This window comes from Pseudomonas sp. fls2-241-R2A-110 (assembly GCF_030209165.1).
Classification (GTDB): domain Bacteria; phylum Pseudomonadota; class Gammaproteobacteria; order Pseudomonadales; family Pseudomonadaceae; genus Aquipseudomonas.
This window is the reverse complement of record NZ_JARVSN010000036.1, coordinates 164,821-186,774: the sequence shown is the minus strand read 5'-3', so window position 1 is coordinate 186,774 and position 21,954 is coordinate 164,821. Positions and strand designations below refer to the sequence as shown.

Annotated in this window: 17 protein-coding genes; 12 read left to right on the top strand and 5 right to left on the bottom strand. The window is 58.2% G+C overall.

Annotated elements, in window-relative coordinates; genetic code table 11:
• Positions 1-123: 123 nt before the first annotated feature.
• Positions 124-2,043, top strand: coding sequence for an ATP-binding cassette domain-containing protein (locus QRN31_RS27385; protein ID WP_222585455.1), 1,920 nt, complete (start codon positions 124-126; stop codon positions 2,041-2,043).
• Between the two features lie 99 nt (positions 2,044-2,142).
• Here the strand turns inward: QRN31_RS27385 and QRN31_RS27380 are convergent, their stop codons facing one another.
• The gene (locus QRN31_RS27380) at positions 2,143-2,580 is read right to left on the bottom strand and encodes a universal stress protein (protein WP_285435764.1); all 438 of its coding nucleotides are present in this window, start codon (positions 2,578-2,580) and stop codon (positions 2,143-2,145) included.
• A 104-nt stretch (positions 2,581-2,684) separates the two neighbouring features.
• Here QRN31_RS27380 and QRN31_RS27375 point away from each other — a divergent pair, with 104 nt between their 5' ends.
• The 7 genes from QRN31_RS27375 to QRN31_RS27345 all read left to right on the top strand — a co-directional run bounded on the left by QRN31_RS27375 (position 2,685) and on the right by QRN31_RS27345 (position 11,136).
• Positions 2,685-3,122, top strand: a complete 438-nt coding sequence (locus QRN31_RS27375) for a hypothetical protein (RefSeq protein WP_285435763.1) — start codon at positions 2,685-2,687, stop codon at positions 3,120-3,122.
• A gap of 539 nt (positions 3,123-3,661) precedes the next feature.
• Positions 3,662-5,809 (top strand): fatty acid oxidation complex subunit alpha FadB, encoded by a 2,148-nt coding sequence (gene fadB, locus QRN31_RS27370; protein WP_222585457.1) that lies wholly within the window; start codon positions 3,662-3,664, stop codon positions 5,807-5,809.
• Between the two features lie 32 nt (positions 5,810-5,841).
• Positions 5,842-7,017, top strand: coding sequence for an acetyl-CoA C-acyltransferase FadA (gene fadA, locus QRN31_RS27365; RefSeq protein WP_090182092.1), 1,176 nt, complete (start codon positions 5,842-5,844; stop codon positions 7,015-7,017).
• Positions 7,018-7,117: 100 nt separating this feature from the next.
• Positions 7,118-7,354 carry a DUF1653 domain-containing protein gene (locus QRN31_RS27360; RefSeq protein WP_285435762.1) on the top strand — a complete coding sequence of 79 codons (237 nt, stop codon included), beginning with the start codon at positions 7,118-7,120 and terminating at the stop codon, positions 7,352-7,354.
• 114 nt (positions 7,355-7,468) lie between these two features.
• The gene (gene topA / locus QRN31_RS27355) at positions 7,469-10,096 is read left to right on the top strand and encodes a type I DNA topoisomerase (RefSeq protein ID WP_285435761.1); all 2,628 of its coding nucleotides are present in this window, start codon (positions 7,469-7,471) and stop codon (positions 10,094-10,096) included.
• 142 nt (positions 10,097-10,238) lie between these two features.
• Positions 10,239-10,763: a DUF6586 family protein gene (locus QRN31_RS27350; RefSeq protein ID WP_285435760.1), complete on the top strand. Its 525-nt coding sequence runs from the start codon at positions 10,239-10,241 to the stop codon at positions 10,761-10,763.
• A gap of 139 nt (positions 10,764-10,902) precedes the next feature.
• The gene (locus QRN31_RS27345; RefSeq protein ID WP_285435759.1) at positions 10,903-11,136 is read left to right on the top strand and encodes a hypothetical protein; all 234 of its coding nucleotides are present in this window, start codon (positions 10,903-10,905) and stop codon (positions 11,134-11,136) included.
• Between the two features lie 90 nt (positions 11,137-11,226).
• Here QRN31_RS27345 and sulA read toward each other — a convergent pair whose 3' ends face one another.
• On the bottom strand, positions 11,227-11,700 hold the full coding sequence (gene sulA / locus QRN31_RS27340) for an SOS-induced cell division inhibitor SulA (protein WP_285435758.1): 474 nt from the start codon (positions 11,698-11,700) through the stop codon (positions 11,227-11,229).
• A gap of 10 nt (positions 11,701-11,710) precedes the next feature.
• A complete protein-coding gene (gene lexA / locus QRN31_RS27335; protein WP_090182100.1) occupies positions 11,711-12,319 on the bottom strand; it encodes a transcriptional repressor LexA in 609 nt (202 codons plus the stop codon).
• 229 nt (positions 12,320-12,548) lie between these two features.
• On the opposite strand from lexA, the gene QRN31_RS27330 reads away from it, so the two are divergent.
• From QRN31_RS27330 to QRN31_RS27315, 4 genes are all read left to right on the top strand, one after another.
• The gene (locus tag QRN31_RS27330) at positions 12,549-13,256 is read left to right on the top strand and encodes a TetR/AcrR family transcriptional regulator (RefSeq protein ID WP_090182102.1); all 708 of its coding nucleotides are present in this window, start codon (positions 12,549-12,551) and stop codon (positions 13,254-13,256) included.
• Between the two features lie 158 nt (positions 13,257-13,414).
• Positions 13,415-14,425, top strand: a complete 1,011-nt coding sequence (gene nagZ, locus QRN31_RS27325; RefSeq protein WP_285435757.1) for a beta-N-acetylhexosaminidase — start codon at positions 13,415-13,417, stop codon at positions 14,423-14,425.
• A 12-nt stretch (positions 14,426-14,437) separates the two neighbouring features.
• The gene (locus QRN31_RS27320; RefSeq protein ID WP_285435756.1) at positions 14,438-15,175 is read left to right on the top strand and encodes an S-methyl-5'-thioinosine phosphorylase; all 738 of its coding nucleotides are present in this window, start codon (positions 14,438-14,440) and stop codon (positions 15,173-15,175) included.
• A gap of 55 nt (positions 15,176-15,230) precedes the next feature.
• On the top strand, positions 15,231-18,524 hold the full coding sequence (locus tag QRN31_RS27315; protein ID WP_285435755.1) for a DEAD/DEAH box helicase: 3,294 nt from the start codon (positions 15,231-15,233) through the stop codon (positions 18,522-18,524).
• Between the two features lie 141 nt (positions 18,525-18,665).
• On the opposite strand, the gene QRN31_RS27310 is transcribed toward QRN31_RS27315, so the two are convergent.
• Both QRN31_RS27310 and QRN31_RS27305 read right to left on the bottom strand, forming a co-directional pair.
• Positions 18,666-21,359: a DEAD/DEAH box helicase gene (locus QRN31_RS27310; protein ID WP_285435754.1), complete on the bottom strand. Its 2,694-nt coding sequence runs from the start codon at positions 21,357-21,359 to the stop codon at positions 18,666-18,668.
• A gap of 11 nt (positions 21,360-21,370) precedes the next feature.
• Positions 21,371-21,949: a CsiV family protein gene (locus QRN31_RS27305; protein ID WP_285435753.1), complete on the bottom strand. Its 579-nt coding sequence runs from the start codon at positions 21,947-21,949 to the stop codon at positions 21,371-21,373.
• Positions 21,950-21,954 lie beyond the last annotated feature (5 nt).

Sequence of the window (21,954 nt, the reverse complement as noted above, 5' to 3'; positions counted from 1 at the left end):
GCTTTGCCGGCCTTGCGGCACAAGTTCGCAACAATTGTCATGCAGAGTGAGACGAAGGTGAAATTGCCGGCCTTCTGAAGCCTCAAGTCAGGTAGAATACGCGCCCGGTTTTTGGAGAAGCTCATGACCCTGCTCAAATTCAGCGATGTGTCCCTTGCTTTCGGCGCTATGCCGTTGTTGGACAAGGTGTCCTGGCAGATCGCCCGTGGAGAGCGGGTGTGCATCATCGGCCGCAACGGCACTGGCAAGTCCAGCATGATGAAGCTCGTCAAGGGCGACCAGAAGCCCGATGAGGGCTCCGTTTGGCGTGCGCCAGGCCTCAAGATTGGCGAATTGCCGCAAGAATTGCCGGTAGCCGACGAGCGGACCGTGTTCGACGTGGTTGCCGAAGGCCTGGACGGTGTTGGCGAGCTGCTCGCGCAGTATCACCACCTGAGCCAGAACATCGTCACCGATGCCGACCTGGACAAGCTGATGCATGTCCAGCACGACCTCGAAGCTCGTGATGGGTGGCGTCTGCAGCAACTGGTCGACAGCACCTTGAGCCGTCTGCAATTGCCGGCTGACAAAACCCTCGCTCAATTGTCCGGCGGCTGGCGTCGTCGCGTCCTGCTGGCTCAGGCCCTGGTTTCCGAACCGGACCTGCTGCTGCTCGACGAACCGACCAACCACCTGGACATCGGTGCGATTGCCTGGCTCGAAGAAGCGCTGAAGGATTTTCAGGGCGCCGTGCTGTTCATTACGCACGACCGTTCATTCCTGCAGAACCTCGCCACCCGCATTCTGGAACTGGATCGCGGCGGCCTGATCGACTGGAACGGCGACTACGCCAGTTTCCTCGTGCACAAAGAGGCCTCGCTGGCGGCTGAAGAGACCGCCAACGCGCTGTTCGACAAGAAGCTGGCCCAGGAAGAAGTCTGGATCCGCCAGGGTATCAAGGCGCGTCGCACCCGTAACGAAGGCCGTGTACGCGCCTTGAAAGCCCTGCGCGTCGAGCGTAGCGAGCGTCGCGAGCGCACCGGCAAGGCCAACATTCAGTTGGACACCGCTGACAAATCCGGCAAGCAGGTGATGGTCCTCGAGAACGTGAGCTTCGCTCACCCGGGCGGCCCGTTCCTGATCAAGGACTTCTCGATGGTCCTGACGCGCGGCGACCGTATCGGTCTGCTCGGCGCCAACGGTACCGGCAAGACCACATTGCTCAAGCTGATGCTCAGCGGTCTGCAACCGACCAGCGGCACAGTGGAAGAAGGGACGCGCATCGACGTGGCCTACTTCGACCAGTTGCGCCATCAACTGGACCTGGAAAAGACCGTGATCGACAACGTTGCCGAAGGTCGCGACTTCATCGATATCGACGGTCAGAGCCGTCACGTGCTGAGCTACCTCGGCGACTTCCTGTTCAGCCCGCAGCGTGCCCGCACGCCGGTCAAGGCGCTGTCGGGTGGTGAGCGTGCGCGCCTGCTGCTGGCGAAACTGTTCAGCAAGCCGGCCAACCTGCTGGTCCTCGACGAACCGACCAACGACCTCGACGTTGAAACTCTCGAACTGTTGGAAGAGGTCTTGCTGACCTTCAACGGCACCGTGCTGATGGTCAGCCACGACCGGGCATTCCTCGATAACGTGGTTACCAGCACCCTGGTTTTCGAAGGTGAAGGCAAGGTTCGCGAATACGTCGGTGGTTATCAGGACTGGTTGCGTCAGGGCGGTTCGCCGCGTCTGTTGGGCGTGACCGAGAGCAAATCCGGCAAGGCCGACCTGGCCTCCGCGGTTGTGACTGCCGAAGCGGCACCAGTAGCAGCAGCGGTCGAAGCGCCGGTGGCGAAGAAAAAGCTCAGCTACAAATTGCAGCGTGAGCTGGAAATGTTGCCGGGTCAGATCGAAGTCATGGAAAAGCAGATCGCAACCGTTGAAGCTCAGATGGCTGATACGGCTTTCTATCAGCGCCCGGCCACGGAGACAGCCGCGGTGATCGCTCAGCTGGAACAGTTGCAGGCTGAACTGGACGTGATGGTCGAGCGCTGGGCTGAGCTGGATGCCTGATTGACCCTGCGATAAAAAAGCCCGGCGCTCAGTGATGAGCGCCGGGCTTTTTGTATCGATTGCGATCTACAGGCTGTAGTAGACGCCCTGTGGGAGCGGTCAGCTCTTGATCAGGCGAACCGCGAGTACATCGCAAGGCGCACCGTGCAGCACGTCATTGGCGGTCGAGCCCAGCAGCAGTGCCAGGCCGTGTCGACCATGGCTGCCCACCACGATCAGGTCGCAGGTTTGTTCCTTGGCCAAGTGGTGGATCTCCTGGCGTGGCTGGCCGTAGGTCAGGTGACTGTATTCCCTGGAGAGTTCCGGGTATTTCACGATCAACCGGTCCAGTCGCTCCTTGGCCTGATCAAACTGTTGTTGTTGCAGTTGTGACAGGTCCATGGGGACGTCGCCGCCAAAGGCCATGGCCATGGGTTCGACGATGTGTACCAGGGATAATTTCGCACCGCTGCTCACCGATAGCTCGCGAGCACGGTGGATGACAGGGTCGCACTCTTCGGTTAGGTCTACAGCGACCAGGATGTGGGTGTAGGGCATGAGGTGCTCCTCCTGAGGATTGCAATATTGGTAAGTATGGCTGGTTTCAAGCGCATTGGTTTCAAAGTGACTCAAAGCGCCCATCAAGAATCGGGAGTACAGATATGACGGTCTGGATAGTGGTGTCAATCCTGCTGGTGGTACTGAGCCCACTTGCATGGTTGCGCCCGTCTCGCGGGCAGAGTGGACGAATGGCGTTACGGATGGAGGCGCGACGCATCGGGCTGTCCATGCAACTGGCACCGCAAGAGTGGCCGCACTGGCTGAGTCAGGAGCCGCCGAGCCCGTGTGCCCAGTACCATCGGCCGCGTCGTGGCAGCCAGCCCGCGTGCTGGAGCTACTGGCAAAAGTCGCCAGGTGTGTGGGTGAATCAGTGGCAGGAGGTCTGCGAGGATCAAGCGCTGCTCAATCATTTCGAAAAATTGCCAGCCAATGTCTACAAGATTGAGGCGGACAAGCAAATGATTACGCTGTATTGGGGAGAAAAAGGAGAAGCGACAGTATTGCAGGACATTGATGCGGTGCTGAAAGCGCTGGCATGACCCGTGGACATTTCGCGCTGCAATGGCGCGAAACCTCCGACAGACAGGCAATAAAAAGCCCGACATCATCATCGGGCCGGGGTTGGCCAGGCAGGCCGGTAATTCTTTGTGTCGCTGAATCTACGCCGGGCATCCGCCAGCAGCGTTGACATTTTTTTCTCAGGTTCCTGCCAGCGTAGCTTGTTAAACAAAGGCTGCAGCGAATTAGGGCGACTTTTCTAACTATTGATTCTATGAATGGCTACACATGCATCTGCGTGTTGAAGATCTTCGCAGTACGGAAGTGACCGCAAAGTCGCGTTTCAACCTGTATTTTGGGCGATTGACAATTGTCGGAAATTCCGTGAAGGTGGCATACCCAAATCAAACGGGCGTATGAATTGAGCGTTTGTATTACAGATCGCTCCTACAGAATCCCGACTATCGCGTTGGCGGGTGTGCCGGGTGGATTGGCGTAGCATCGACGTTAAACGTCCTGCCAAGCCATTTGCCTGCGTCCGACGTGTACTGTTCAGCTTCCATATCGTGGAGATCAGTTGATGATTTACGAAGGTAAAGCCATCACGGTTAAGGCTCTTGAAAGTGGCATCGTCGAATTGAAATTCGACCTCAAGGGTGAGTCCGTCAACAAGTTCAACCGTCTAACCCTGAACGAACTGCGTCAGGCCGTAGACACCATCAAGGCAGATGCTTCGATCAAGGGTGTGATCGTCAGCAGTGGCAAGGACGTCTTCATCGTCGGCGCCGACATCACCGAATTTGTCGAGAACTTCAAGCTGCCTGATGCCGAGCTTGTTGCTGGCAATCTGGAAGCCAACAAGATTTTCAGCGATTTCGAAGACCTCAACGTCCCGACTGTCGCCGCTATCAACGGTATCGCCCTGGGTGGCGGTCTGGAAATGTGCCTGGCGGCGGACTACCGCGTCATGTCGACCAAGGCCAAGATCGGTCTGCCGGAAGTGAAGCTGGGCATCTACCCTGGCTTTGGCGGCACCGTGCGCCTGCCGCGCCTGATCGGTGCCGACAACGCCATCGAGTGGATTGCCTCCGGCAAGGAAAACCGTCCTGAAGACGCACTGAAAGTCAGCGCCGTCGATGCAGTGGTTGCACCTGAGAAGCTGCAGGAAGCGGCCCTTGAGCTGATCAAGCGTGCCATCTCCGGCGAGTTCGACTACAAGGCCAAGCGTCAGCCGAAGCTGGAAAAGCTCAAGCTGAATGCCATCGAACAAATGATGGCTTTCGAAACCGCCAAAGGTTTCGTTGCCGGGCAAGCGGGTCCTAACTACCCGGCACCGGTTGAAGCGATCAAGACCATCCAGAAAGCCGCGAACTTCGGTCGCGACAAGGCGCTGGAAGTCGAAGCGGCCGGTTTCGTCAAACTGGCCAAGACCTCTGCCGCGCAGAGTTTGATCGGTCTGTTCCTGAACGATCAGGAGCTGAAGAAAAAGGCCAAGGCCTACGATGAAATCGCCAAGGACGTGAAGCAGGCTGCCGTATTGGGCGCTGGCATCATGGGCGGTGGTATCGCTTATCAGTCGGCGTCCAAAGGCACTCCGATCCTGATGAAAGACATCAACGAGCACGGCATCGAGCAAGGTCTGGCAGAAGCCGCCAAGCTGTTGGTCGGCCGCGTTGATAAAGGTCGCATGACCCCGGCGAAAATGGCTGAAGTGCTCAACGGCATTCGTCCGACCCTGTCCTACGGTGATTTCGGTCACGTGGATCTGGTTGTCGAAGCGGTCGTCGAGAATCCAAAGGTCAAGCAAGCCGTGCTGGCTGAAGTCGAAGACAAGGTCAAAGAGGACACCATCCTCGCGTCCAACACCTCGACCATTTCCATCACCTTGCTGGCCAAGGCCCTCAAGCGTCCGGAAAACTTCGTCGGCATGCACTTCTTCAACCCGGTGCACATGATGCCGCTGGTTGAAGTGATTCGTGGCGAGAAGTCCAGTGAGCTGGCGGTTGCCACCACCGTTGCCTACGCCAAGAAAATGGGCAAGAACCCGATCGTCGTCAACGACTGCCCGGGCTTCCTGGTCAACCGCGTGCTGTTCCCGTACTTCGGCGGTTTCGCCAAGCTGGTCAGCGCCGGCGTGGACTTCGTCCGTATCGACAAGGTCATGGAAAAATTCGGCTGGCCGATGGGCCCGGCCTACCTGATGGACGTGGTCGGCATCGACACCGGTCACCACGGTCGTGACGTGATGGCTGAAGGCTTCCCGGACCGCATGAAAGACGACCGCCGCTCGGCTGTGGACGTCCTCTACGAAGCCAAGCGCCTGGGCCAGAAGAATGGCAAAGGCTTCTACGCCTACGAGACCGACAAGAAAGGCAAGCAGAAGAAGGTGGCCGATCCGTCGGTGCTGGAAGTGCTCAAGCCGATCGTTTACGAGCAGCGCGAAGTCACTGACGAAGACATCATCAACTGGATGATGATCCCGCTGTGCCTGGAAACCGTGCGTTGCCTGGAAGACGGCATCGTCGAAACTGCTGCCGAAGCCGACATGGGTCTGGTCTACGGTATTGGTTTCCCTCCATTCCGTGGCGGTGCGCTGCGCTACATCGATTCGATCGGTGTTGCCGAGTTCGTTGCCCTGGCTGACCAGTACGCTGATTTGGGCGCGCTGTACCACCCGACCGCAAAACTGCGTGAAATGGCCAAAACCGGCCAACGGTTCTTCGGTTAAGCGTCCCAACTTTTGAGCGAGAGTGAAATTTTATGAGCTTGAATCCAAGAGACGTCGTGATTGTCGACTTCGGTCGTACTCCGATGGGCCGCTCCAAGGGCGGCATGCACCGCAACACCCGCGCCGAAGATATGTCGGCGCACCTGATCAGCAAATTACTGGAGCGCAACGTCAAGGTCGACCCGAATGAAGTCGAAGACGTCATCTGGGGCTGCGTAAACCAGACCCTGGAGCAGGGCTGGAACATTGCTCGCATGGCGTCGCTGATGACTCAGATCCCGCACACTGCCGCCGGCCAGACCGTCAGCCGTCTGTGTGGTTCGTCGATGAGCGCTCTGCACACTGCCGCACAAGCGATCATGACCGGCAACGGTGACGTGTTCGTGGTCGGTGGCGTCGAGCACATGGGCCACGTGAGCATGATGCACGGTGTCGATCCGAACCCGCACATGTCGCTGTACGCGGCAAAAGCTTCGGGCATGATGGGCCTGACCGCTGAAATGCTGGGTAAAATGCACGGCATCACTCGCGAACAACAGGATGCTTTCGGCGTGCGTTCCCACCAGCTCGCTCACAAGGCGACTGTGGAAGGCAAGTTCAAAGACGAAATCATCCCGATGCAGGGCTACGACGAGAACGGTTTCCTGAAACTGTTCGACTACGACGAAACCATTCGTCCGGAAACCACCCTGGAAAGCCTGGCGGCTCTCAAGCCTGCTTTCAACCCGAAGGGCGGCACCGTGACAGCGGGTACTTCGTCGCAGATCACCGACGGTGCTTCGTGCATGATCGTGATGTCGGCGCAGCGTGCACAAGACCTGGGCATCCAGCCTATGGCGGTGATCCGCTCGATGGCAGTGGCAGGTGTGGACCCGGCGATCATGGGCTATGGTCCAGTACCGGCCACCCAAAAAGCCTTGAAGCGTGCGGGCCTTGGTATTAACGATATCGACTTCTTCGAGCTCAATGAAGCTTTCGCCGCACAGGCCTTGCCAGTGCTGAAAGATCTGAAAGTACTCGACAAGATGAACGAGAAGGTTAACCTGCACGGCGGCGCAATCGCCTTGGGTCACCCGTTCGGTTGCTCCGGTGCTCGTATCTCCGGCACTCTGCTGAACGTGATGAAGCAAAATGGCGGCACCTTCGGGGTAGCCACCATGTGCATTGGTCTCGGCCAAGGCATCTCCACCGTCTTCGAACGCGTTTAAGCGTTCCGTTGACGGAAGCCGGGGCCAAGTGCCCCGGTTTTTGTTTTTCTGAATTTATTTTTTGTTTTTATTTTTAAAAGATTTGAGTGAGGGCCAAGCCATGCCGATACAACCTGGGCTCTACCAGCATTACAAAGGTCCGCAGTACCGCGTATTCAGCATTGCGCGGCACTCGGAAACCGAAGAAGAAGTGGTCTTCTATCAAGCCCTGTATGGCGATTACGGCTTTTGGGTGCGTCCCTTGAGCATGTTCCTGGAGTCGGTCGAAGTTGACGGCGAACAGGTGCCACGCTTTGCTTTGGTGCAAGCCGAACCGAGCCTTTTTTCGACGCCATAAGCTGAGTGCGCGCAAAACCCTGCGCTTGACCTCACCTTGTAGCCACTATATATAGCGGTGCCGCGTCAGGCGCCAACCGCCTTTCACTTCTAGAATTCAGGAATTTTCTGATCCATGGGCAAATCGCTGGTCATTGTGGAATCCCCGGCTAAGGCCAAGACCATCAACAAGTATCTGGGTAACCAATACGTGGTGAAGTCGAGTATCGGCCATATCCGAGACCTGCCCACCAGCGGTTCGGCTAGCGCCAGCAAAGAGCCAGCCGCCAAGCGCGGCAAGGCCGCCGCGGGTGAAGGTCCGGTGCTCACGCCGAAAGAGAAAGCGCGCAAGCAGCTGGTCTCGCGCATGGGTGTCGATCCCGATCATGGCTGGAAAGCCAAGTACGAGATCCTCCCTGGCAAGGAAAAGGTCATCGAAGAGCTGCGCCGGCTCGCCAAGGATGCTGACACCATCTATCTCGCAACCGACTTGGATCGCGAGGGGGAAGCCATTGCCTGGCACCTGCGCGAAGCCATCGGTGGTGACGACAGCCGCTACAAGCGCGTGGTGTTCAACGAAATCACCAAGAAAGCGATCCAGGAAGCCTTCTCCAAGCCGGGCGAGCTGGACATTGATCGTGTAAACGCACAGCAAGCACGTCGTTTCCTCGATCGTGTCGTGGGTTACATGGTTTCTCCGCTGCTGTGGGCCAAGGTTGCCCGTGGCCTGTCTGCCGGTCGTGTGCAGTCGGTGGCGGTGAAGCTGGTCGTTGAGCGTGAGCGTGAAATTCGCGCGTTCAACCCGGAAGAGTACTGGGAAGTTCACGCTGACCTGGGCACCGCCAAGGGCGCGACCGTGCGCTTTGATGTGGCCCGCGAGAAAGGCGAGGCCTTCAAGCCGCTCAACGAAGCCCAGGCCATGGCTGCGCTGGAGAAGCTCAAGGCTTCCAGCTACAGCATCGTCAAGCGCGAAGACAAACCGACCAGCAGCAAGCCGTCGGCACCGTTCATCACGTCCACCCTGCAACAGGCTGCGAGTAACCGCCTGGGCTTCGGTGTGAAGAAAACCATGATGATGGCCCAGCGTTTGTACGAAGCGGGCTACATCACTTATATGCGTACCGACTCCACCAACCTCTCGGCCGATGCCGTGACGATGGCGCGCACTTATATCGAAGGCGAGTTCGGCAAGAAGTACCTGCCGGAAACCCCGAACGTCTACAGCAGCAAGGAAGGCGCACAAGAGGCTCACGAAGCGATTCGTCCGTCCGACGCCAATACCGAGCCAAGCAAGCTGTCGGGCATGGAACGTGACGCAGAGCGGCTCTACGAGCTGATCTGGCGCCAGTTCCTCGCTTGCCAGATGCTGCCGGCTCAATACCTGTCGACCACTGTTACTGTCGGCGCCGGTGATTTCGAGCTGCGCGCCAAGGGCCGTATCCTGAAGTTCGACGGTTACACCCGCGTCATGCCGCAAATCGCCAAGCCAGGCGATGACGATGTGCTGCCGGACATGGCCCAGGGCGACGCGATGAAGCTGATCAAGCTTGATCCGACCCAGCACTTCACCAAGCCGCCGGCGCGTTACTCGGAAGCGAGCCTGGTTAAAGAAATGGAAAAACGCGGCATCGGTCGTCCTTCGACCTATGCGGCGATCATTTCGACCATTCAGGACCGTGGCTACGTCGCGCTGCACAACCGTCGTTTCTACTCGGAAAAGATGGGCGATATCGTCACTGAACGTCTGGCCGAGAGCTTCTCCAATCTCATGGACTACGGCTTCACCGCCGGCATGGAAGAGAACCTCGATGACGTGGCCCAAGGCGAACGGGACTGGAAAAACGTGCTCGACGAGTTCTATGGCGACTTCAAGAAGAAGCTCGAAGTAGCCGAAAGCGCCGAAGGCGGCATGCGCGCCAACCAGCCGGTAATGACTGACATTCCGTGCGTGTTGTGCGGTCGTCCAATGCAGATTCGTACCGCGTCCACTGGTGTGTTCCTGGGTTGCTCGGGCTACAGCCTGCCACCGAAGGAACGCTGCAAGGCCACCGTCAACCTGGTGCCGGGCGATGAAATCGCTGCGGATGACGAGGGTGAATCGGAATCGCTGGTCCTGCGCGGCAAACACCGTTGCCCGATTTGCAGCACGGCGATGGATGCGTACCTTCTGGATGAAAAGCGCAAGCTGCACATCTGCGGTAACAACCCTGATTGCGACGGCTACGAAATCGAAGAGGGTAACTACCGCATCAAGGGCTATGAAGGTCCGAGCCTGGAATGCGACAAGTGCGGCAGTGAGATGCAGCTCAAGACCGGCCGTTTCGGCAAGTTCTTCGGGTGCACCAATGCAACGTGCAAGAACACCCGCAAACTGCTGAAAAGTGGTGACGCGGCACCGCCGAAGATGGACCCGGTGAAGATGCCTGAGCTGAAATGCGAGAAGGTCAACGACACCTATATCTTGCGTGACGGTGCTTCGGGTCTGTTCCTGGCAGCCAGCCAATTCCCGAAAAACCGCGAGACGCGTGCTCCGCTGGTCATGGAAATTGTGCCGCACAAGGATGAAATCGATCCGAAGTACCATTTCCTCTGCGAAGCACCTAAAAAGGATCCGGACGGCCTGCCTGCCGTGATCCGTTACAGCCGCAAGACCAAAGAGCAATACGTGCAGACTGAAGTCGACGGCAAGCCGACTGGCTGGAAGGCGTATTACGACGGCGGCAAGTGGACCGTTGAAGACAAGCGCCCGGCAGCCAAGGCTTAATCAGGCGCGATACACAAAAGGCCGCATGCAAACCTTCGGGTTTTCATGCGGCCTTTTTGTTTTGTACTTGCGGGAGGCGGAGGTCATCCACGACACTGTCTGACCTGCGTGAAGCAATTATTTCGTTGTGGAGACTGCCGTCATGGCCCACGAACTCTATACCCGCACCAACCAGAAGATTTATTTCGCCGGCCTGTCGCTGGAAGCGCTCGCTAAAGCCGAAGAGGGGCGGGCAATGAACTCCCTGGCGTTGATTCAGGCAGGACGTGAATCGGCGTTGTTCCACCTGTACGGTGCGTTGCTGGGCTTGTGCCATGAAATCGCCGGCTTCTATCGCCTGCCTCAGGCCAGCGCGCCTCGTGCCGAGTTACTGCTGACTCGCGAGATGCTGGACACCATCGCCATTCCCGAAATGGCCGAGATGGTCGAGTTGGCGCAAAACCCTGAAACCTGGCTGGCCAAACTGCTGGCGGCTCACGCAGCGTTGTTTCAACCACCTCGCGCTCCGCACAAGCCTAAAGGTGATGTGACGCAACCACTCATCCTGGCCGTTAATCTGGATGATGAAGACGCGCCAGAGGAGCTGAGCCGGGAAGAGCTGGAGAGCTGGCGTCAGAACCTGAAAGGGTTGGCGATTCGGTTTCGCGAAGGTTTGAACGAGTGTTAAGGGAAGGATGACCCGATGGGTCGTCTGCTCAGGGATGAGCGCTGGTAGATTCTGCTTCGCGATGACATCTGGTCAAGTTACTGAGCGAAGCCTGGCCGATGCCTATATAATCCCCGCCTTTCGTGGAGAACAGACCTTTATGCCAACGTCCTTTCTAGAAATTGTCGAGTTGCCAGACGGCCGAATCGAGCTGCGCAGGGCCGAGGACGAAGGTTCTCTGGTTACTTTGGATTTCTCCGAGGATGCCAAAGTGTTCCTGCAAGGTCAGCACGTGGAAGTCGCCAAGGCGATGTTGAGCGTCGGCGTGCAGATGGCAGGGCGCCTGGTTGAAGGTGAATTCAATACGGATGAGGGTTCGCGGGTCCTTCATTGATCCCGTTCGTCGCTTTCTGCTGATACCGCTCCAGTCCGGCTTCTCTGTCCGTTGAGAAGCCCTGCGCTATGCATGGCGCGTTGATACACGTTAACCCAATCGAATATTCAGGCTTTGGGCATCCCCGATACGGGCTGCGCTGATCAGTTGTTGCCGTGAGTTTGTGTTCAGCGGGTTGAGCCAGCTGACAACCGTGTGGCTGCGGCCCAGGCGCAAGGCTTCGCAAGTCAGCTGCTGGGCACTCTGAGTGCCGCGCGGTTGCAGCAGCAGGATACGTTCGCGGTTGAGGCCAGCTTCGCGCAGCCACACTTGAGTCAGGCTGGCGGGCGGAGCAATCAGTGTCAGCCAGCGTGCGTCCTGATCCTGACTCAGCTCCCGTAGAATGGGCGCCAGAAGGTTCAGGCAGTTCCCCGCCGCACCACGCAATGACAGCTCGCTGAAGACTTCGGGTTCTGCGCTCCAAGGCGACTCGACCACGTCTTTCAGGATCGGTGCCAATGGCTGCGCCATAAATGCCTCGAACAATGGCAGTTGGGCTTGCTGTGGTGTGTGTGGGAACTGCATAGAGCCTCCTTTAGCGGCGAATGACGCCAACACTCAAGCCTTCGATCACCAGTTCCTGATCTTTCAGGTTCACTTCGATAGGGGCGAATTCAGGGTTTTCGGCAAGTAACCAGACCTTGCTGCCATCGCGCTTGAAACGCTTGACGGTCACTTCATCACCGATCCGTGCCACGACGATCTGGCCGTTGCGGGCTTCACGGGTGGTGTGGACGGCCAGCAAGTCGCCGTCGAAAATACCGACGTCTTTCATGCTCATGCCATGAACGCGTAGCAGGTAGTCGGCACGCGGATGGAAGAAGGCAGGGTTGATGTTGCAGGACTCTTCGATGTGCTGCTGGGCCAGTATCGGCGCGCCGGCGGCCACTCGGCCGATGATCGGCAGTGTGGATTCGTCGGCCTTGGCTTCGAAGCCAGGGATGCGAATGCCGCGGGAGGCGCCCGGGGTCATCTCGATAGCACCTTTTCGGGCCAGTGCTTTCAGGTGCTCTTCAGCCGCATTGGGCGATTTGAAACCCAGTTCCTGAGCGATTTCCGCACGTGTCGGCGGGTAACCGTTGTCTTCGAGGCAGCGTTTGATGAAGGCCAGAATCTCTGCTTGGCGTGGCGTCAGCTTTAGCATATTGATCGCTCTGTCTTTTTATACAGTGACTGGGATTATATACAGTGGATCGGTCTTGGCAATGCCCCTTTTTTTGTTGGCCGCTGGACGGTCAATCAGGCTGCTGATTAAAGCGTTGACGATGTATGGTTAAATAGCTGACCGACCATTCCCAAAACGAACCGGCAGGCTTGACAACGCACAGGCTGAAACGTATGTTTCAAACAAGTGTTTGTCAGGCGGAGTAGCCATGGCCCAGTCGGAAACCGTTGAACGCATTCTTGATGCTGCCGAGCAGTTGTTCGCGGAAAAAGGTTTCGCGGAAACCTCTTTGCGCCTGATCACCAGCAAGGCCGGTGTCAATCTGGCGGCGGTGAACTATCACTTCGGATCGAAAAAGGCGCTGATTCAGGCGGTCTTTTCGCGTTTTCTCGGCCCGTTCTGCCTGAGCCTTGATAAAGAGCTCGAGCGCCGTCAGGCCAAGCCTGAAAACAAGCCGACGCTTGAAGAGTTGCTCGAAATTCTTGTCGAGCAGGCGCTCGTCGTGCAGCCACGCAGTGGCAACGATCTGTCTATTTTCATGCGGTTGCTGGGCCTGGCTTTCAGTCAGAGCCAGGGCCACTTGCGACGTTATCTGGAAGACATGTACGGCAAGGTATTTCGCCGCTACATGATGCTGGTTAACGAAGCCGCGCCGCGTATTCCACCGATCGAGTTGTTCTGGCGCGTACATTTCATGCTCGGTGCCGCGGCTTTCAGCATGTCGGGGATCAAGGCGCTGCGAGCGATTGCCGAAACCGATTTCGGCGTCAACACCTCCATCGAGCAGGTCATGCGCTTGATGGTGCCGTTCCTGGCCGCTGGCATGCGCGCCGAAACCGGCGTCACCGATTCGGCGATGGCCACCGCGCAGTTACGCCCTCGCAGCAAATCAGCCCCGGTTGCCGCCAAGGTTTAACCGCACACGGGTGGGCGGGGCAGCTGACATCCGCTAAGCTAGCCGCCCATGCCGACTCTCGTTCTGAACCCGCTCCCGATTGATATCGCCGTCCCGCCGGGCACCGCCCACGGCGGCGATTATGTGCGAGCCGGACTCATCGTTTTCAAGGAATCTCTATGACTGCTGGCCTGCAAGGCTCGTTGATGGTGGACGTCGCCGGTACCTGGCTGACGGCCGAAGATCGCCAATTGTTGCGCCAGCCCGAAGTGGGCGGCCTGATCATTTTTGCCCGCAACATAGAGCACCCACGCCAGGTGCGCGAGTTGAGCGCCGCGATTCGCGCCATCCGCCCCGATCTGCTGTTGGCGGTAGACCAGGAGGGGGGGCGGGTTCAGCGTCTGCGTCAGGGGTTCGTCCGGCTGCCGGCCATGCGCGCCATCGCCGACAACCCGAACGCCGAATACCTGGCCGAGCAGTGTGGCTGGATCATGGCGACCGAAGTATTGGCCGTTGGTCTGGACCTGAGCTTCGCCCCGGTGCTCGACCTGGACTACCAGCGCAGCGTCGTTGTCGGTACCCGTTCCTTTGAAGGTGACCCGGAGCGCGCTGCGCTTCTGGCCGGTGCCTTCATCCGCGGAATGAACAGTGCCGGCATGGCCGCCACAGGTAAGCATTTTCCGGGTCACGGCTGGGCCGAGGCAGACTCCCACGTCGCTATTCCTACCGACGAACGCAGTCTCGACGAGATCCGCGCCAAAGACCTGGTGCCGTTTTCTCGACTGAGCAAGCAACTGGCTGCCGTCATGCCGGCGCATGTGATTTATCCACAGGTTGATTCCCAGCCAGCCGGTTTCTCCCGACGCTGGTTGCAAGACATCCTGCGTGGCGAGTTGCAGTTCGACGGGGTTATCTTCAGTGATGATCTTTCCATGGCGGGCGCCCACGTGGTCGGCGATGCGGCCAGTCGAATCGAAGCCGCGCTGACTGCCGGTTGCGACATGGGCCTGGTGTGCAATGACCGTGCGGCCGCGGAGTTGGCGCTGAGCGCCGCCCAACGCATGAGGGTCAAGCCGTCGCCGCGTATCGCGCGGATGCGCGGGCAGTCATTCGCCGGCACCGAATACCGTCAAGACCCGCGCTGGCTCGCCGCTGTCGGCGCGCTCAAAGAAGCCCAACTGATTGATTAAGGACTTTTCGTTATGACGGTTTACGCGATTATCGGTGGCACCGGCCTGACTCAGCTCGAAGGCCTGAACATTCGTCAGTCGCTGGCGGTGGACACTCCTTACGGCGCCCCTTCGGCTGAGGTGCAGATCGGTGAGTACGCGGGCAAGGAAGTGCTGTTTCTCGCGCGTCACGGTCACCCGCATCGGTTTCCGCCGCATCAGGTGAACTACCGCGCCAACCTCTGGGCGCTGAAGCAGGCTGGCGCCGAAGCGATCCTGGCGGTCAATGCCGTGGGCGGGATTCACGCGGCGATGGGCACCGGGCATTTTTGCGTGCCGCACCAACTGATCGACTACACCAGCGGCCGTGAACACACCTATTTCGCCGATAACCTGGAACACGTCACTCACATCGACTTCAGCTACCCCTACAGCGAATCACTGCGTCAGCAATTGATTGCGGCGCTGGCGGCTGAAGGCGTTGGCTACAGCGATCAAGGCGTGTACGCCTGCACTCAAGGTCCTCGCCTGGAAACCGTTGCTGAAATCGCGAAACTGGAGCGTGACGGCTGCGACATCGTCGGCATGACCGGCATGCCGGAAGCGGCGTTGGCGCGTGAACTAGAACTCGATTACGCCTGTCTGGCGCTGGTGGTAAACCCGGCAGCAGGCAAGTCCTCGGCGGTGATCACCATGGCCCAGATCGAGCAGGCGTTGCATGACGGGATGGGTAAGGTGAAGTCGACATTGGCGCGGGTATTGGCGGGTTGAATTCCGTCCTGATGAAATGTCCGGCTGCCGTACTGATTTCAAGCGACGTTGATTTATGACGACAATAACCAAGCAACTTCATACGCTTCGTTGGGCAGAAGTGTTCAGTCATCGCGCTCTCGAGAAGGCCCGCAGTTATGCGGATGAGGATCGGGTAACGATCCATCAGATCGACGATTCGATGATTGTCGCATCGTGCGTCGGCTCCAAATCGCAGGTGTATGAGCAAGTCATTGAGCTCTCTGAATCTCTGCAGGGGCAAGAAGAGCTTCGATGCGTTTGTTCCTGTCCTGTCATGTTCAATTGCAAGCACTGCGCTGCAGTTATCTATCACCTGCAAGATCATCACGGTCAACAGCCTGAAAGCGCCGTTCAGGTCCACCTGAATCGCGAATTGGAGCGCTGGCTCGACGCAATTCCTTCTACAGACAAGACGCCCGTTGAGCCGGCGGTGGGGACAAATGCGCGCCTGCTCTACAAACTCAAGGCAACGTCCGTCGCCGGGAAATGGACGCTGGAGGTTTTCAAGGCGCGTCAGCTAAAGGATGGCCGTTTTCAAGACATCAGGTCGATGTACTCGCTGTCGGACACACTCATACGCCAGCCCGGTTACCTGACCGAGTTGGATCTTCGAATCGCCAGGCTGTTAGTCGCCGTTCACTCCCACCACGCCTATTACTCCGGCTACCCCCTGGAAAGCAGCAGTGGCGCCGAACTTATCGAAATGCTGTTGCGAACCTCGCGACTTTTCCTTGATCTCGAACAACCGCAGCCCCTGACGCCGGGAATGAGAAGAGCGGGGCACTTTTCCTGGGCCGAACAAACCAATGGCAGTTTTCGCCCGCAATGGGGCAGTGAAACGGCCCCAGTAGAAACAATTCTGGCCCTGGAGCCCTTGTATTATCTGGATCGCGAGCGGCTGCAAGTAGGGCCGCTATTCAGCGAGCTGGATGACAAACTGGCTTGTCACCTGACTTTGGCTCCGGAAATCCCGGCGGGTCAGGCCATGCAATTCAGCCATCGGATGAGTGCCTCGACGAAAGTTGCTCCACCGCAAAGGCTGACGGAGCGGGTGATCGATGACATTTTTCCCGAAGCGCACCTGACGCTCAATAGCGGCATGCGCTACAAAAACTGGAAGTATGAGCCGGAGCATCGTGCCGCATTGGCGATCACTTACAACGGCCATCCGACGTCGGACAGAAATCCGGAAGTGTTAATCCTTTCCGGGACTGAAACCCAGCGTATACAGCGCAACCCCTTCGCGGAGAAAGCGCTGCGTCAGGCCCTGCAAAAGCATGGTTTCAAAAAGGCCACGCGCAAAAGCAGCCTGGACCGTCCCGGCGAAATGTTCACCCTGGCGGATGACGCAGCCTGGCTTGCCTTTGCGCAGGAGGGGGTTCCGGCGCTGAGGGAGAAAAACTGGCTGATCGAGATCGGCGATAAATTCCACTTTAACGTGCAGCCCGTAGAAGAGTGGTATGCGCAAGTCGAGGAAGAGTCGGGGCATCAGTGGTTTGACCTGCAACTGGGCATCGTGGTCAACGGCGAGCGCCACAGCCTGCTGCCGATATTGCTGCATTTGCTGCGTAGCCAGCCACAGTTGATGGATCCTGCAACTCTGGCCCAACGCAACGATGACGAATTGTTGCTGATTGGCCTGGGTGATGGGCGTTTCGGAGCCAAACCCCATGGCAAAGTCGCGCTGCCCTATGGTCGGATAAAACCGCTTATGGCCACCCTGGGCGAGTTGTACCTGGGGGGGCATCAAGGTGATTCATTGCGTTTGAGTTTGCCGGATGCCGCGCGCCTCAGTGCACTGGAAGGTGTCCCGCTGGTTTGGCAGGGCGGTGAACGACTGCGTAGTTTTGCGAAGCGTCTGCGAGAGTCGAACCATGTTCATGTCTCTGCGCCCGAGGGCTTGAAAGCGACACTGCGGCCCTATCAGCTGGAAGGTCTTAACTGGATGCAAACCCTTCGGGAGCTGGAAGTCGGTGGCATTCTCGGCGACGACATGGGGCTGGGGAAAACCCTGCAAACCCTGGCTCACCTACTGACGGAAAAGCAGGCCGGGCGGCTTGATCGTCCGGCACTTGCCGTGATGCCCACCAGCCTGATCCCCAACTGGCTAGACGAGTCACAGCGCTTTACTCCGCAATTGAAGGTGTTGGCGCTGCATGGCACGGCACGGCAAAAAGACTTTGCCAGCCTGGCCGAATATGACCTGGTGTTGACCACCTACGCACTGTTGTCGCGGGATCTAGCGGTTTTACAGCCTCAGGTCTGGAGTGTGCTGATTCTCGATGAGGCGCAGAACATCAAGAACCCGATCAGCAAAGCGGCTCAGGCCGCCCGTGATCTACAGGCACGTCAACGGCTTTGCCTGAGTGGCACACCGCTGGAAAACCACCTCGGCGAGCTCTGGTCCCAATTTCACTTTTTACTGCCCGGTTGGCTTGGCGACAGCAAAACCTTCAATCGCGACTACCGCACGCCGATTGAAAAACACGGCAACAGTGAGCGGATGCAACATTTGAACGCGCGGATAAAACCCTTTTTGCTGCGTCGCAAGAAAGATCAGGTCGCCACGGAATTGCCGCCCAAGACTGAAATCATCCACTGGGTTGATCTCAGCGATGGGCAGCGGGATGTGTATGAAACCGTGCGCGTGGCGATGGACAAAAAGGTCCGGGACGAAATCGCGCGCAGTGGCGTCGGCCGCAGTCAAATCATCATCCTCGATGCGTTACTCAAGTTGCGTCAGGTCTGCTGCGATTTGCGCTTGATCAACATGCCGATCACGGCAAAGGCTCTTCGATCAGGCAGTGGGAAACTGGTCAGCTTGATGGAGATGCTGGAAGAGTTGCTCAGCGAAGGTCGTAAGATTTTGCTGTTTTCGCAGTTCACCTCGATGCTGGCGTTGATCGAGGAGGAGTTGCAGCAGCGTGGCTACGGTTATTCATTGCTGACGGGTGAAACGACGGATCGGCGGACGCCGGTCAAGGATTTCCAGAGCGGTAAAGTGCCGCTGTTTCTGATTAGCTTGAAGGCCGGGGGTACAGGCCTGAATTTGACGGCTGCGGACACGGTGATTCATTTCGACCCCTGGTGGAACCCTGCGGTAGAAAATCAGGCGACCGACCGTGCCTACAGAATCGGGCAAAACAAACCCGTGTTCGTCTACAAGCTGATTGCCCGTGGCACCGTGGAAGAAAAAATACAGGCGTTGCAGCAGGAGAAGGCTGCGTTGGCAGGGGCGGTGCTTGAGGGCGGGACGACAGGCGGGTTGAAGCTTGAGCAGAGTGATATCGAGGCGTTGTTTGCGCCGCTGCCTGGTCTCAAATCTTGATCAATAGTTTATGAGTGAGGGCCTCTTCGCGAGCAGGCTCGCTCCCACAATGGTTTGATGCTGTCCCCGGTATTGCGGGCAATCCAAATCCAATGTGGGAGCGAGCCTGCTCGCGAATGCAATCTATCAGGCACCGGCGTTTCAGCGCTTCTCCAGCTTGTCCGGCAATGGCGCAAACAACGCTTCGATATCATCGCTCTGCAACTTCCAGTCTCCGGTCTGACGTCCGTCCAGCACGCCGGCCGCCAGATCGGATTTTTCCTTTTGCAGGTGCTGAATCTTCTCTTCCACCGTTCCGCGGGCAATCATCTTGTAGACGAACACCGGTTTCTCCTGGCCGATGCGATACGCCCGGTCAGTCGCCTGGTTTTCCGTCGCCGGGTTCCACCACGGATCGTAGTGAATCACCGTATCCGCTTCGGTCAGGTTCAAACCAACACCACCAGCCTTCAAGCTGATCAGAAAGATCTGACGCTTACCACTCTGGAAGTCTTTCACCGGCGCACGTCGGTCTCGGGTCTGTCCGGTCAGCAGTGCATATTCAACGCCGCGCTTAGTCAGCTCCACTTCGATGAGCGCCAGCATCGAGGTGAACTGCGAAAACAGCAGAATCCGCCGACCTTCCTCAAACAATTCCTCAAGCATTTCCATCAAACTGTCGAGCTTGCCCGACGTGCTGCCGCGAGTGGGCAATACAGCATCGTTGACCAAGCGCAAATCGCAGCACACCTGACGCAGCTTCAGCAGCGCCTCAAGAATGATGATCTGACTGCGCGCCACGCCTTTGCGGGTGATTTCGTCGCGGACTTTCTTGTCCATCGCCAGGCGCATGGTTTCGTATACATCGCGCTGTGCTTCGTTGAGTTCGACCCAATGGATGATTTCGGTCTTGGGCGGCAATTCCGTTGCGACTTGTTCCTTGGTCCTGCGCAACAGGAACGGTTTGATCCGACCGTTCAGATGCTGAAGCCTGATTTCGCTGGCACGCTTTTCGATGGGCACTCGGTAATCGCGGTTGAAGCTTTTGACGTCACCGAGCCAGCCAGGCAAGAGGAAGTGAAACAGCGACCACAGTTCGCCCAAGTGGTTTTCCAGCGGCGTACCACTCAGGCACAGGCGCTGGCGCGCGTTCAACTCGCGGGCAGCATGGGCGGCCTTGCTGTTGGGGTTTTTGATGTATTGCGCTTCGTCCAGCACCAGCACGTGTAGCGGCTGCGCCGCCAGTCGTTCGATGTCTTTGGGCAGCAATGCATAGGTGGTCAGGATCAGGTCGTAATCGGCCAGGGTGTCGAAATGCTTTTTCCGACTGGCACCGTACAGCGCCAGTACGTTTAGCTGCGGCGTGAAGTGCGCCGCTTCATCCAGCCAGTTCGGGATCAGGCTGGTGGGCATTACCACCATGCACGGTCTGTCGAGGCGTCCGGCGATTTTTTCGCTGAGAATGTGCGCCAGGGTTTGCAGGGTTTTGCCCAGGCCCATGTCGTCCGCGAGAATTCCGCCGACTTCCAGTTGCCGCAACGACTGCATCCAGCTCAGGCCTTCGAGCTGATACGGACGCAAGGTCGCATTCAAGCCTTCTGGCGCGGCAGCGGTGTAGTCTTTGATGTCGCGCAGGCGCTGGGCAAAGGTGCGGATCTGCTCGCCGCCTTCCCACAGCAAAGGCATGTCTTCCAGTGGGTTCAGGCGTATGGCATCGGCCTTGCTCAGGCGCAATGTGGTTTCGCCGGGTTCCTGCAGATAAAACTCGCCGAGGGTCGCCAGCACCGGTTTCAATCGGCCGAAGGGCAGGGCGACCTGCAAGGGGCCGTACTCGGAATTCGGGCGATTGGGGATGTTCACCAAAATCAGTTCGTCATCACGACGGCGGGCGAGGCGTTCCGGGTTGAGGATTTCGGTGTGGGAGCGCATCAGGTTCAGCAGGATCGGCAGCAGGCTCAGTCGCTCGCCGTTGACGATGATCCCCAGCTCCAGATCGAACCAGTCGCGCTCCGGCGCCTGTTCAACGGTGGCGTACCAATCGTCCACGGCCGTCAGGTCGAAACCGAAATCTTCGTCGATCTGCAGCTCCCAGCCCTGGGTGCGCAGTTTCGGTAGCTCATTGAGGGTGAAGGTCAGCCAGGCGCTGTCGTTGACCATCTCATAGAGTTCGCCGGCGCTTTCCGGCAAGGCTTTGCTTTGTCGGGTGGCGACTTTGAAGCCAAGAATTCGCAGCTGTTCCCTGTAGGCCTGTTCGACTTCGGGGTGGCGCTTTATCCGCAGCGTCTGGGTTTCCTGACGGATCAGGATGTCGGCATTCTTCTGCCCGCTGACGTACTCATCCAGATAGCTGAACGACAACGCCGCGCGATGCTGGATGTAGCGCTGCATCTTGCCGTTGCGTGGTTCGAAGGCGCTGAACTCGATGCTTGCCAGCCACAGGCGCGGCACCGGTTGCACGTTCTCCACCAGCACTTGTGGCGGCGCCTTGGGGCTACGGTTTTCCAGCACCGCCTGAAGTTTTTCCAGCAGCTCGGCATCTTGCGCGGCGGCGGGGTAGGCCAGGGTTTCCTGAACCTTCAGCAACACCGCCGCGCAATGCTTGCAGTTGCTGTGCACCGGGCATGTGCATGTCGCATCGACCATCAGCAGCGTGGATTTGGCTGATTCGCGCAGGCGAATGGTCTGACGGTAGACGTTACCGCCAGAGCCTTCGCACGCAGCGAGGATCGTTGCATCGCCGGCCTCGACAATCCTGACGCGGTTCTCCAGCGCGTAGCGGCGGCCGCGCTCCAGGCTTTGTTCCTTGAATCGGCTGACCCAGGAAGGTGCCAGGGGTTTGCTCAGGGTCGGGGCCATAAGGACTTCAATCAGTCCGGAATTTCATCGGGGACTGGCCGAGGCGCAGGGACGGTCAGCGAGGTGATCTTGATCAGCATGGCCAAGTGGCCGTTGTCGAGGAAATTCAGCTGGCCGTTCTTGGTGTGACTGTTCTGCTTCAGGCGTTCGCTGGCGGTCACCAGGCCGTTGGCGTCAATCTGGTTGACCCAGAAGTCGGCGTCGACGTCGGTGAAACGCCCCAGTTTCAGGGTCAGGGTGCCTTCGATCGGGAACTGGCCGAACTGTTCCTTGCCGTCGTTGATCGCAACTTTACTGGCTGCTTCGCCCAGGGTCTGTTGCCAGGCCTTGTGCAGCAACACCGTGTATTCCGTGCTGGCGGTGAGTTTTGCCACTTCGCTATTGAGGCTCGGCGTGCGCAAGCTGTCGGGGTTGATGCGTTGGGCGCCGGCAGCCCAGTCTTCGGGTGCGGCTTTGCTGACAATGGCGGGAACGGAGTTCTGCCGGATCAGAATCATTTCAATCTGATACAGGTCATCGGCAAACGCCGTCGGGACGAACGATGTTATCAACACCGTTGTCAGCAAAGTCAGTAAACGAAACAGGCGCATGCGGC